Origin of the sequence: Shewanella submarina (genome assembly GCF_042646185.1) — a bacterium.
Classification (GTDB): domain Bacteria; phylum Pseudomonadota; class Gammaproteobacteria; order Enterobacterales; family Shewanellaceae; genus Shewanella; species Shewanella corallii.
Window position 1 is genome coordinate 350,790 of record NZ_JBHRTD010000015.1, and the last position, 11,753, is coordinate 362,542.

The window sequence follows — 11,753 nt, forward strand, 5'->3', positions numbered from 1 at the left end:
TTTACAGGCAGGCGCGGTAGATTTCGATAATCTCTTCCAGGCTCGCTTTACGAGGGTTGGTCAGAGAACACGCATCGTCCAGAGCGTTTTGTGCCATAAAGGCCAGTTTCTCTTCTTTCACACCCAGATCTGCCAAATGTTGTGCAGTACCAACTTTTTCAGACAGCTCTGTAATGGCCTGGATACCAGCTTCAATCGCCTGCTCCTGAGTCATTTCCGCAGTATCAACGCCCATGGCTTTGGCAATATCCACAAAGCGTTCGGGAGTGACTTTCGCATTAAAGCGGGAGACTTCCGGCAGCAGAATTGCGTTACACAGACCATGCACCAGGTCGTATACACCGCCAAGCTGGTGTGCCATTGAGTGCACATAACCCAAAGAGGCGTTGGAGAAGGCCATACCCGCCAGATATTCACCATACTGCATGGCATCACGGGCCTGACGGTCTTCACCATTGTTTACCGCGGTTTCCAGATTACGGGAAATCAATTCAATGGCTTTAATTGCTGAGGCATCAGTAATCGGCGTTGCCGCAGTAGATACATAGGCTTCTACCGCGTGAGTCAAAGCATCCATACCGGTTGCAGCAGTCAGGAACTTTGGCATGGCAACCATAAGTTCAGAGTCATTCACCGCAATGATTGGGGTAAAGTGCTTATCAACCACAGGATATTTGGTTTCATCAGCTTCGTTGGTGATGATCGCGAATACCGTCATCTCTGAAGCTGTACCGGCAGTAGTGTTTACCGTAACCAAAGGTAACTGTGGCTTACGGGACAGATGGACACCCTTGGAGTAATCGCGGATATGACCGCCGTTGGCAGCAACCAGAGCGATACCTTTGGCCGCATCGTGGGATGAACCACCACCAAAGGAGATAACAAAGTCACAGCCCTGCTCCGCCAGCATATTCAGGCCATCTTCAATGTTCTTTTCGGTTGGGTTTGGCTTAACACCGTCATAGATAGCGAAGCCAATACCGTGTTGACTCAGTTGTTCGGTCAGGCGGTTCACCAGACCAATTTCAACCAATACCTTATCGGTAACAATCAAAGCTTTGGTCAGCTCTTTGGCAGCCAGCTCAGCGCCCAGGGAAAGAATAGCGTTTTGACCCATCAGGGTTACAGGGGGCATATAAAATACGCTGCTCATAACAATCTCCATAAAAATCATAAAACTAGAAAGATTTGAGCTCGAGAATGAAGACCACTCTCAAGGAATGAGGCATAGTTTAATTCCGCCACCAAAAGTAACAATACGTGAAAATCAAAATGACTATTACCATACTGCAATAATAAGAGTACAGAATACAGATAGGGATAACTGCCACCTGAGTTGAGGAAATAACAGAAGAATAAAAGGCGGGAAATAACTAACAGCAACACATCCCTGTGTGCAAAGACTCCGCTTTAGGGAGCTGCCGCATTTCTTCAGAAGGTTGAGCTGACGACACGCACCATATCAAAGTCATCACAGTTGTTATGATCGTGGTCCCAGACGGAAACCGGGCTGCGTGTGGTAAAGGCCATTCTCAGCGCCTCGATAATATTGCGACCTCCAGCGTCGTTATGGTTGTAATGGACATTCACCGGCAGGACAGTGCCATTGGCAAAGTGCACCACAACGGCGTTGGCCCAGTCAGGACCGCCCTGAATGTTGGTGATATAGCCAAAATCAATCTGACTGATATATTGTCCATCAACACATTGAACGCCGGGATTTCTGTCAGTGGCCGCCGCAGGCAATGCCGCAGCCAGCAGGAGGGAACCCGCCAGTACTTTGGATATGCTTTTCAAAACGTTTCCTCTTAATTCTTGTTGACGCTTATTGCGCCAACTTAAGGTAACGTCCTCTATTCACAATGTCGCTACATTTCGCCGACACAGCCACACCCGACAGCACAACAAACTGTAAAACTACTGATACAGGGTGTCGATCCACTTCTCTTCGGTAATAAAGCGCCAGTTCCAACGCTCGAACTCTGCAGGCATGCCCTCAGCTTTCATTTGCTCCAGGGTTTTCCCCGCCGCTTTTTGAGTATCGGCCCATTCAATACTGGCGGCAATCATATCGGCAAACGCCTTTAAGTCCGCCTTGCTGGCCAGCGGACCATGGCCGGGAATGATTTGCGTGTTTTCATCCACAGAGGCAATCACCTGATTTACTGAGTCCAGATAACTCTGCACGCTGCCACCAGCGTTAAGGTCAACATAGGGAAACATGCCATTAAAGAAGAGATCGCCCATATGCACCACATTACCCGAATCCCAATACACCACTGAATCACCGTCGGTGTGACCTGTGCCCATATGCATCACTCTGAGCTTGTCATCGTTAAAGTACAGATTGATGCCTTCATCCCAGGTCACCACAGGCAAAGCCGCGGCAGATGTTTTGCCATCTGTACTGAGGCGGCGATAGACATTGTCATGAGCCATAATGGTGCCATCCTGACCAAAGTGGGTATTTCCCCCCACATGATCGCCGTGGTAATGGGTGTTGATTATGAACTTTGGCTTGGCAATCTTTTTGTTTGGTGCGAGTTTGTTAAGCGCAGCCTGGATTTTCTCCGCCAATGGCGCGAATTGGTCGTCGATAATCAAGACTCCATCTTCACCGGCACTGACCCCAATATTGCCACCTGAGCCAGTCAGCATATAGATGCCGGGCTTAAGCTCCTGAGCGACAATCTCTACTTTGGCAAACCTGTCATGCCCATGAGCTAAGGTCTCACCCGGTATCAATAACGCCAGTGCTATGGCTGCCAATTTCAGCGCTGTGTTCATATCCTGCCCCTATAGTTTTATCCGCTCACCTGTGTTGGCCCCGGCCAGTTTGGTCAACGCCCCCTGGTACTTGTTCAGCCAGAAAGGATGCTCAGTCAAACTTTCGGCCTTATTCAGCTGAATCCTGGCTTCCTCCAACTGCCCCTGAGCTGCCAGAGCCGTAGCGTAGTTAAATCTAAGGTAGTGATAATCAGGCTCAGCGTTAATACTGTCGGCATAGACCTTCAGCTGCACTGTGGGATTATCGTTAGACTTGGCCAACGCGATCAGGGACGAAGAAGGCGAGACCTTAAAACCATAAACCTGCTGTGACAGATGTTGGTAATGCTTCACGATTGCCTCAACACCCTGCTGACTGACGGCAGAATCTGCGGCCAGAGGCTGATGGATATCATTAAAAATAAACTCAATGCCATGGGCCGTGGCCAGCACGGGTTGGGTCATGTAATAACTGCCATCAAAACGTTGGCTGCGCCAGTTAAGCCCTTTGGGAGCATGGGCCTTAAGCATGGCTTCCAGTTGCGCATAGCTCTCAAGTTGTCCCTGCTCATATTCACTGTCACTGGTGGATATCTGCAGAAATACCGATTGTTTGGCTAATGCCGGCGCAATGCGCTTAAGGTTTTGCTCCCCCTCTTTCAGCACATAAGCAAAGTCCTTACTCAATACCGGACTTGCGGCAATATAGGCATTAAACAGCTCAGGCCGGTTGAGTAAGGTGTAAAGCACCAGACCGGCATTACCGGTAAAGCCATTCATAATGCGAAAGCCATTGGTGGGATATTTTTGGTCAATGGCTGGCAACAGTGACTCTTGATAGAAATCCAGCAACGCCGTGTTGCCCTCCAGTTCTATGGCGTCCCCTTTCAACTTACCCAGACCTTGATGTCCGTCCGGAGCTGTCACCACTATGGTATGCAGCCAGGGCCAGCCACCATTGTGGCCCATCCAGTGGTGCATACCCGCAAGCAATGCTTGAGCAGCAGGATGCTGTTCAAACATCACTACATAACCTTTTTCAGAATCCGCATCAAAGCCCTCTGGCAGGGTCACGGTAAACACCGCGGGCTCATCACCAAGCAGGGGAGATTCAATGGAGAGAGATTCAGTAACGATTCCCTTATCGGCCAGTACCGGCGCACTAACCAGAACCAGTATCAAACTGATGGCAACGCAAAACATCCTGTTCATTTGTATGTCCTTTATCGTTAGCAGCAGCTTTTCAGCTTTTGCTTTTTTAGTGGGCAGCCCTCAAGCTAACCAAGGGGCGACGAAATAACAACCAGTTAGCGAAATAACCTGACTGTTGGGGAAAACGCCCAACATCTTCAGCGGGTGAAATTTTGTAAACCCACAGATTCAATAACTTAGCCAATGGCATGATTATTGATACCCGATAAGCTGCGCACATATTGGGGAGCTCTACCATGACACTGACACTACATATTCTCGCCGGTACTCTGGTGCTGGCTTGCGGCTTTGGCGCCCTGTTTTCGGCCAAGGGCAGCCCGCTGCACCGTAATCTTGGTCGGATATTTACCCTCGCCATGCTGCTCACTGCCAGCAGCGCCATCATTATGGATATTAATCAGGGCAACTGGCCGGTAATGGGTGTGTTCAGTGGCTATCTGGCCATCAGTGGCTGGCAAACCGTGCGCAAGCCTTTGGGTCATACCGGCTGGAGTGATGTGGTCATTCTGGTGATCGGTGCCACCCTGGCGCTGGGGCTGATCACTCTTGGGCTGGAAGGCGTAAAACCGGGTAAAGATATACCCAGCGAAATGTTCCTTATTTTCGGCACTGTGGCTTCACTGGCGGCGATGGGAGATCTGCGCCGACTGCTGCGTGGTGGTGGACACCACGCAATGCGTATCACCCGCCATTTGTGGCGCATGTGTACTGCGCTGATCCTGTCGTTAATGGCGTTTCTGGCGCAGCCGGTGTTTCCCGAAATACTGCGGGGAGGTTGGTTATGGCTGCCAGTGCTCGCGCTAGTATTGACCACTCTCTACTGGATGGTGCGCACGCTAAGAGGCAAACCAGTCTCTTAACAGTCAGCCATTTCAAAGCAGGCTATATTGGCTCTGGCCGGCCATTAAAACTGAACCTGCTCTGGCCGCAAACCAGGGCCTACTCCACCACAACTGCCGTACCTGAGGCGGACACCATTAACATACCGTTGGCCTGGCCCATTACCTCATAGTCCAGGTCGACCCCCACAACGGCATTAGCCCCCAGCTCAGCAGCCCTTTGCTGTAACTCCTGCAGCGCAATTTCACGGGCTTTTTGCAGTTCCCGCTCATATGTACCGGAGCGACCGCCCACCAGGTCCCGGATCCCGGCAAACATATCTTTGAACAGGTTGGCGCCGAGGATAGCCTCTCCGGCAACCACACCTCGGTATGCGGTAATACGTCTGCCCTCTACTGATGGGGTAGTGGTTATTATCATTTTCAGCTCCTTTTCATCCAGATGGGTACAATCAAAAAAACCAGGGTCTGTTGACCTTTGAAGATGGTTTTTGCAGCTCTTTGTCGTTGTTTTATACAAAGTAACGCGATTGTGGTGTAGTTGTTCTACATAAATGAGCGTTAATGCAGTAGAAAGCGACGACAAACGCTGCCCGAAGGGCTCGGCTATAAGCGCTTTACTCTTTGTTGCAAGGTATTTGCTTAGGCCCACTAGGCGTCACACCTTGCGTCGCGATTAAAGCGCGTCTATCTCGAGCAAAATTCAACCATGAAAGGTCAACAGACCCTAGCACCAGACGCCCCGGAATGCTGCAGGAAAATGGTAAAAAATCATTCGCTTTTGCTCCTTTTTCATGCTGGGAAACGCTGGTCAAAACAGCTAATTCACTTTAGGATCGGGTAGTTCCTGCCTCTAAGGAAGTTCCGGGTAAGTGTGGCCGGGCAGCATATGCGTCGCTCACTTACCTATAAAACAGCAAGCTATGATGGAGTAACAATCATATGGGTATCAGAGCCATAGTCGTGGATACTGCAGGTACCACTACAGACCTGGACTTTATTCACAATGTCCTCTTCCCTTATTCGGTCAAGGCACTGCCGGAATTTCTCGAGCGCAACCAAAACAATATGTTGGTCGATAACTGCATATGTGATGTTCGCGACATCGCGCTGGAAGCTGATGCCTCACTGGAAAGGGTCACAGAAATTCTGCAGCAGTGGGTTGCCGAAGATCGCAAAGCCACACCGCTGAAGGCGCTGCAGGGAATGATCTGGAAAGAGGGTTATGCCAAAGGTGAGTTTAAAGGTCATATCTACCCGGATTTTATTGAGGCAATCAGCCGTTACACCAACCAGAACATCCGGGTTTACAGCTTTTCTTCAGGCTCTGCCGAAGCGCAGGCCATGTTGTTTGGTCACAGCGATGGTGGTGACCTGAACCCAATGTTCAACGGCCATTTTGATACCCGTACCGGCAGCAAGCTGGATAAGCAGGCCTACCTGAACATACTCAACACCATCAGTCTGAAAGCCAAACAGGTCCTGTTTGTATCGGATCTGCTGGAAGAGCTGAAGGCTGCTTCAGCTGCCGGGCTGCAGGTTTGTCAGATGGTACGGGAAGAAGGCGTACGCACAGGTGATTTCAACACAGTAAGCAGTTTTGATGAGCTGAACTTCGATCAATAGGCTCAAAAAGCTATTGATTGATTAGTTTTGATAAATAGTCATCGCCAATACCGATAAGGAGACCACAGGGTCTCCTTTTTGTTTTCAGCGGTTTGCTACTCCGCAGTCTGAGCCAGGCGGCACGGAAACAAACAGGCTTGCCGCTTTTTTGCCCGACTGCTACTCTGGCTTTCAAACGAGCGTTTAACAACCGAATTTTCAAGGATGTCCCGCACATGGAAGACTTTATCAAGCAGTACCCGGTCCACACTGAAATCCCGGTTGCCTGGGGCGAGATGGATGCCCTGCAACACGTCAATAATGTCGCTTACTTCCGCTACTTTGAAACCGCACGTATCGATTTTCTACGTCAAACCGGACTGATTTCCATGCTGCAGGATAAGAGTACTGGCCCGGTATTGAGCGAAACCACAGCCAAATACAAGCGTCCGGTCACCTTTCCGGACACCCTGATTATTGGTGCTTATATCACAGATATTCAGGAAGACAGGTTTGTGATGCATTACGAAGCTTTCAGCAAAGCGCAGCAGGCTGTGACCACCACAGGCAGTGCAAAGGTGGTGATGTTTAACTTTAAAACGGGGCAAAAAGCGGCACTGCCTGATCATGTACTGGAAGTACTGCAACAGCACTGTCGCGACAAGGCTTAACTTCCCTCTAAAGATGCCAAAAAAGACCCGCGTTGGCGGGTCTTTTTGCTATGCAATCAAATGCTGTTCCAGTTCAGCCTTAACACTGTCTGGAATCGGCTCACTTCGCTCGTCGGTATAGTTGTAATGCACCATGGTGGTAATTGCCTCAGCAGTCATCTTCCCTCCTTGCCAACAGCGCTGACGCAGGTCAAAACTGGCATTACCAATACGGGCCACTTCAGTGGTGATGGTCACGCTTGAACCGTAAAAAGTAGGGGCTTTAAAGCTGATGTTGTAACCAGCGACGATCAGGTTCCACTGTTGCAGGTTCAGTTGTGGATTAAAGATCTCAAATACCGGCGTTCGACCGGCCTCAAACCAACCAGGGATCACTGTGTTGTTGATGTGCCCAAGGGCGTCGGTTTCGTTGAATCTTGGGTTGAGTTCCAAACTAAAAGCCGTCATGGCATGCCTGTCCTTGCTGTTATGATTTTGGATGATGTGCGACTGCAATATACAGCGAGTTGTTCAAGTCGTTAAGCCGGGCTGCATGACTGGCATTTGCTTCACTGTAAACCTCTACAGCCAGCGTCTCACCTGATGGCAGTAATCCTGATACTCTTCGCCAAACAGCTCTGTCAGTGCTTGCTCTTCAGGCTTGATTTGAAACTCGGTCAGATACCAGATGAACACAGGCACCAGCAACAATGCCAACGGGTCTGTCAGATATCCGCCCCAACCGACCAGAGCACTGGCAAAGCCAACATACATAGGATTACGTGTGCGTTGATAGATACCGCCATTAATCAGTTTTGACGCCTTATCAGGCCGGGTAGGATCAACCGTGGTATTGCCGCGACGAAACGACAGTACTCCGGCAAATGCGAACAGCAAGCCACCAAGTCCCCACCCAATCAGCCAGCCCAGACGCAATGGCATATCCCAGTGCCACCCCAGTCCAAACCAGGTCAGCAACCACCCTGCCAGGGCAAACAGTAGCACCAGCAGTAAAGGGGGTATTTTCAGCGCCATATCAAAATCCTTTTTAGTTATTACCGCAGTTTTTCAGCATGTTAGCAGTAACTGTAAAAGCGTCAGGCCAGACCAGGCTTTCCAGGGTGCGGGTATCAGGCAAACAATCTTCCCGTGCAAACTGCAGCAGCTCAGGCACAGGATCACAAAACAAAATATCCAGCGCCAGTCTGTCCATGCCGTAAAGGCCACGGTGAATCATATTGGCGTCAAACAGCAGCATGTCACCGGCCTGCAAAGGAACCAGCATCCCACCGGGTAATTCATCACTGGGAGTATGACCCGCCTGACTAAGACGCACATCCAGCTGCATCTCAGTATCCCAGCGTTTGTGGGAGCCGGGGATAAATTCCAGCCCGGGTTCATCGTATAACGCCAGTCGCAAATGCAACCCCAGCGGGCCGGTCAGCGCCGCCTGTTGCTGCGCCAGCGACAGATGATACTGACAATCCCGGTGCCAGTAATTGCGCTGATCTGGATTGACCGGGTTAAAGAACAACTGAGTATTGAGAAAGCCGCAACAATCAGCAAACAGCGGCGAGATAACATCCTTTATCAGCTGGCTTCCGATGAACTGAAACAGCAGCTCCCTTTGGGTGTTATCGAGATAATCAGGGGCGGTCAGGTAGGCGCTGTTAACCGCCCGGGACTGGTAAAAGTCGAGATTATCCCTTTCCCAATTGACGTGAAAAGCCTGTGCCACCTGTCTTAAAACATTCAGTTGCGACTGTGAAATACAGGCCTCAAGACGCTGAAAGCCTTGCCGTTGGAACCCGGAGAAGTCGATCGAAGATAAGGCTGACATTCATCATCTCAGTAGAGGGATTAAATATCAGCCTAACAAAGGAGGTTAACTCAGTGCCAGCTTCACCGCGGCTTCGGCGTGGATGGCAGTAGTATCAAACAGAGGTGTTTGGGTATCGGACTGTTTAACCAGCAGGCCAATCTCAGTGCAGCCCAGAATAATTCCCTGAGCCCCCTGCTCTACCAGCTTGTCCATAATCGCCAGATAGTCATTACGGGAATCATCCCAAATCTGTCCCTGACACAGCTCCTGATAGATCACCTGATGAACACGCTCACGACCGGCTTCATCGGGCACCAACACCCTGATCCCCCTGGCCTCAAGACGGCTGACATAGAAATCCTGCTCCATGGTAAAGCGGGTCCCCAATAAACCGACACAGTCGATTCCGCTCTCAAGCAATTTATCAGCTGTGGCATCGGCAATGTGCAGCAAAGGAATATTGATGACCGACTCAATCTGGGGCGCGACTTTGTGCATGGTGTTGGTGCAGATCAGCAAAAAATCTGCCCCGGCCGCCTGCACACCGACGGCCGCCTTGGTCAGCATCTTGGCGGTACAGGCCCAATTGCCCTCGTGCTGCAGCTTTTCAATTTCAGCAAAATCGACACTGTTCAGCACCAGTTTGGCACTGTGCAAACCGCCCAGCTCTTGCTTCACGCCCTGATTGATCATGGCATAGTAACTGGCGGTGGACTCCCAGCTCATGCCCCCCAATAATCCGATAGTTTTCATTGGTTTTATTTATCCGAAGTTGTAGGTACAGATAGACTGATACCCCAGCATAACCGCCTTTGGCATACACTGCATCTGTCTCCACCGGGGACAGGATCACAGTTTGAGTAACTGATTTTTATGGAATTCAGCAGTTGAAAATACCAATTTCCGGAAAACAAAAAAGGACGCCTGGGGCGTCCTTTTTCTGATCAAGTAGATATCAGTTGTTGTACATGGCGTTAATTTCGCGGGCGTACTTGTGGTAGATCATCTTGCGACGCAACTTCATGGTTGGGGTGATCAAACCCGCTTCCATGGAGAAGGCTTCAGGCAGCAGGGTGAACTTCTTGATTTTCTCGAAGCCAGCCAGGCCTTGTTGCATCATCTTCAAGCGCTGCTCAAAGTGCTCCACCACGTGATTGTGGCGCAACAGGTCAATTGGCGACTCATAGGCTACACCTTTTTCGCGGGCCCATGATTCCAGCGCCTCAAACGCAGGCACAATCAGCGCGGTCACATAGTTGCGGGCATCGGCCACAATGGCCACCTGCTCAATGTAAGGACAGCAACCCACGGTACCTTCAACACGCTGCGGCGCGATGTACTTACCGTTGGAGGTCTTCATCAGCTCCTTGATACGGTCAGTAATGTACAGGTTACCCTGAGCATCCAAACGACCGGCATCCCCCGTCTTCAACCAACCGTTTTCGAAGGTATCTGCAGTTTCCTGTGGGCGCTTATAGTAGCCGCGCATCACGGTATCGCCACGCACCAGAATTTCATTATCTGTACCCAGCTTCACTTCCAGCTCAGGCAGAACCTGACCATTGGAACCCAGTACGCGATTATCCAGAGTATTACAGGTCACTGTAGCGGTGGTTTCAGTCATGCCGTAACCACACAGCACAGGCACATCGATAGACTGGAAGAAGGCACTGACTTTTGGATCCAGCGCAGCGCCACCACAAGGCATAAACTTCAAGCGACCGCCGAGCACATTACGCAGCTTGGAAAACACCAGCTTATTGGCGATCTGAGCTTTCAGTGACTGCATCATTGAACATTTTGTGCGGCCCTGATTCACTTCAAACTGCTGTGCGCCAACAGCTACTGCCCAGTTAAACAGCTTGCGGCGTCCGGTTGGCGCCTTGCCCACCTTGTCCATTACCGCGCTGTACACCTTTTCCAGGAAACGCGGCACCACACACATGGTGTGAGGACGGACAGCGGCAATCGCTTCTTTCACCTTGTTGGTATCGCTCAAATAAACGTTATGGCCGCCACGGCACAGGGCATAGAAGCTCCAGCCACGCTCAAATACATGGGACAGCGGCAGGAACGCCAAAGACACATCGCCAGGGGTAAAGGCCAGCTTGAGGTCGTGCTGACGCACCGTTGAGGCGATATTGCGGTAATCCAGCATTACGCCCTTGGGATCGCCCGTGGTACCTGAGGTGTAGATCAGGGTCAGCAGGTCATCCAGATTGGCATCATCAATACGCTGCTGCAGTTCTGCAGCAATGGCAGCATCACACTCAGGTGAAGCCAACAGGCTATCCAGATGGAAGTGTGTCTCGGTGTCGATCAGCTCAACAGAGGCATCAAACACCACAATATGGGTCAGAGTTGGACACAGGTGCAGCAGTTGCTGCGCCATGGCGTACTGTCCGGCATCGTTAACGAACAACACCTTGGCTTCGGCATCGTTAATGATATAAGCAGCCTGCTCCAGGGTGCTGGTTGGGTACACAGGTACCACAATGCCACGGGCTTTCAAGGTTGCCACGTCAGCACAGGTCCACTGAGGCACGTTCTGGGACAAAATCACGACTCTGTCCTGCACGGCCACACCCAAAGAAATTAACACTTGTGCCAATTTGTTACTGATTGACGCAAATGCCTGCCAGCTGACCTTGGCCCAGGGGGCTGACAGCTCGAATCCCTCCAGTGCAGTCGCATCGGGGCGAGCCTCGGCCTGCTGCTGAAGAAGTTTAATTACATGGTACTGGCTCAGGGACATAGGGTATAAATCCGCTTTTAGCTTACAAGTGTTCCGGTTTTGGGCGGATTCTAACTGAACAATTTTTGAAAGCTAAGCCTTTTTGGATTAATTTTGCTTCCTCT

General features: G+C 50.7%; 13 protein-coding genes. 3 read left to right on the top strand and 10 right to left on the bottom strand.

Annotated features, from left to right (window positions below; all coding sequences use genetic code 11):
* Position 1: 1 nt before the first annotated feature.
* The 4 genes from ACFOE0_RS13425 to ACFOE0_RS13440 all read right to left on the bottom strand — a co-directional run bounded on the left by ACFOE0_RS13425 (position 2) and on the right by ACFOE0_RS13440 (position 3,978).
* Positions 2–1,153, bottom strand: coding sequence for an iron-containing alcohol dehydrogenase (locus tag ACFOE0_RS13425; protein ID WP_248936743.1), 1,152 nt, complete (start codon positions 1,151–1,153; stop codon positions 2–4).
* 278 nt (positions 1,154–1,431) lie between these two features.
* Positions 1,432–1,797 (bottom strand): hypothetical protein, encoded by a 366-nt coding sequence (locus ACFOE0_RS13430; protein ID WP_248936742.1) that lies wholly within the window; start codon positions 1,795–1,797, stop codon positions 1,432–1,434.
* Between the two features lie 120 nt (positions 1,798–1,917).
* A complete protein-coding gene (locus ACFOE0_RS13435; protein ID WP_248936741.1) occupies positions 1,918–2,787 on the bottom strand; it encodes an MBL fold metallo-hydrolase in 870 nt (289 codons plus the stop codon).
* Between the two features lie 9 nt (positions 2,788–2,796).
* Complete coding sequence (locus ACFOE0_RS13440) at positions 2,797–3,978, bottom strand: alpha/beta hydrolase-fold protein (RefSeq protein ID WP_248936740.1); 1,182 nt, start codon at positions 3,976–3,978, stop codon at positions 2,797–2,799.
* Positions 3,979–4,214: 236 nt separating this feature from the next.
* Here ACFOE0_RS13440 and ACFOE0_RS13445 point away from each other — a divergent pair, with 236 nt between their 5' ends.
* Positions 4,215–4,838, top strand: a complete 624-nt coding sequence (locus ACFOE0_RS13445; RefSeq protein WP_248936739.1) for a hypothetical protein — start codon at positions 4,215–4,217, stop codon at positions 4,836–4,838.
* Between the two features lie 79 nt (positions 4,839–4,917).
* Here the strand turns inward: ACFOE0_RS13445 and ACFOE0_RS13450 are convergent, their stop codons facing one another.
* Positions 4,918–5,238 carry a heavy metal-binding domain-containing protein gene (locus ACFOE0_RS13450; protein WP_115136640.1) on the bottom strand — a complete coding sequence of 107 codons (321 nt, stop codon included), beginning with the start codon at positions 5,236–5,238 and terminating at the stop codon, positions 4,918–4,920.
* Positions 5,239–5,759: 521 nt separating this feature from the next.
* Between ACFOE0_RS13450 and mtnC the strand changes: the two genes are divergently transcribed.
* A complete protein-coding gene (gene mtnC, locus ACFOE0_RS13455; RefSeq protein ID WP_248936738.1) occupies positions 5,760–6,443 on the top strand; it encodes an acireductone synthase in 684 nt (227 codons plus the stop codon).
* A gap of 215 nt (positions 6,444–6,658) precedes the next feature.
* A complete protein-coding gene (locus ACFOE0_RS13460) occupies positions 6,659–7,093 on the top strand; it encodes an acyl-CoA thioesterase (protein WP_115136642.1) in 435 nt (144 codons plus the stop codon).
* Between the two features lie 48 nt (positions 7,094–7,141).
* Here the strand turns inward: ACFOE0_RS13460 and ACFOE0_RS13465 are convergent, their stop codons facing one another.
* From ACFOE0_RS13465 to ACFOE0_RS13485, 5 genes are all read right to left on the bottom strand, one after another.
* Positions 7,142–7,540 (bottom strand): acyl-CoA thioesterase, encoded by a 399-nt coding sequence (locus ACFOE0_RS13465; protein ID WP_248936737.1) that lies wholly within the window; start codon positions 7,538–7,540, stop codon positions 7,142–7,144.
* Between the two features lie 114 nt (positions 7,541–7,654).
* A complete protein-coding gene (locus ACFOE0_RS13470; RefSeq protein ID WP_115136644.1) occupies positions 7,655–8,107 on the bottom strand; it encodes a methyltransferase family protein in 453 nt (150 codons plus the stop codon).
* Positions 8,108–8,120: 13 nt separating this feature from the next.
* Positions 8,121–8,912: a phytanoyl-CoA dioxygenase family protein gene (locus tag ACFOE0_RS13475; RefSeq protein WP_248936736.1), complete on the bottom strand. Its 792-nt coding sequence runs from the start codon at positions 8,910–8,912 to the stop codon at positions 8,121–8,123.
* Between the two features lie 45 nt (positions 8,913–8,957).
* Entirely contained in the window at positions 8,958–9,647 is a 690-nt protein-coding gene (locus ACFOE0_RS13480) for an aspartate/glutamate racemase family protein (protein ID WP_248936735.1), read from the bottom strand.
* 202 nt (positions 9,648–9,849) lie between these two features.
* A complete protein-coding gene (locus tag ACFOE0_RS13485; RefSeq protein WP_248936734.1) occupies positions 9,850–11,649 on the bottom strand; it encodes an AMP-dependent synthetase/ligase in 1,800 nt (599 codons plus the stop codon).
* Between the last annotated feature and the right edge of the window lie 104 nt (positions 11,650–11,753).

What these genes read in the sequence shown, in the direction of transcription:
- ACFOE0_RS13425 (WP_248936743.1), bottom strand. Translation starts at nt 1,153, where the DNA reads ATGAGCAGCGTATTTTATATGCCCCCTGTAACCCTGATGGGTCAAAAC.
- ACFOE0_RS13435 (WP_248936741.1), bottom strand. Translation starts at nt 2,787, where the DNA reads ATGAACACAGCGCTGAAATTGGCAGCCATAGCACTGGCGTTATTGATA.
- ACFOE0_RS13440 (WP_248936740.1), bottom strand. Translation starts at nt 3,978, where the DNA reads ATGAACAGGATGTTTTGCGTTGCCATCAGTTTGATACTGGTTCTGGTT.
- ACFOE0_RS13445 (WP_248936739.1), top strand. Translation starts at nt 4,215, where the DNA reads ATGACACTGACACTACATATTCTCGCCGGTACTCTGGTGCTGGCTTGC.
- ACFOE0_RS13450 (WP_115136640.1), bottom strand. Translation starts at nt 5,238, where the DNA reads ATGATAATAACCACTACCCCATCAGTAGAGGGCAGACGTATTACCGCA.
- mtnC (WP_248936738.1), top strand. Translation starts at nt 5,760, where the DNA reads ATGGGTATCAGAGCCATAGTCGTGGATACTGCAGGTACCACTACAGAC.
- ACFOE0_RS13460 (WP_115136642.1), top strand. Translation starts at nt 6,659, where the DNA reads ATGGAAGACTTTATCAAGCAGTACCCGGTCCACACTGAAATCCCGGTT.
- ACFOE0_RS13465 (WP_248936737.1), bottom strand. Translation starts at nt 7,540, where the DNA reads ATGACGGCTTTTAGTTTGGAACTCAACCCAAGATTCAACGAAACCGAC.
- ACFOE0_RS13470 (WP_115136644.1), bottom strand. Translation starts at nt 8,107, where the DNA reads ATGGCGCTGAAAATACCCCCTTTACTGCTGGTGCTACTGTTTGCCCTG.
- ACFOE0_RS13475 (WP_248936736.1), bottom strand. Translation starts at nt 8,912, where the DNA reads ATGTCAGCCTTATCTTCGATCGACTTCTCCGGGTTCCAACGGCAAGGC.
- ACFOE0_RS13480 (WP_248936735.1), bottom strand. Translation starts at nt 9,647, where the DNA reads ATGAAAACTATCGGATTATTGGGGGGCATGAGCTGGGAGTCCACCGCC.
- ACFOE0_RS13485 (WP_248936734.1), bottom strand. Translation starts at nt 11,649, where the DNA reads ATGTCCCTGAGCCAGTACCATGTAATTAAACTTCTTCAGCAGCAGGCC.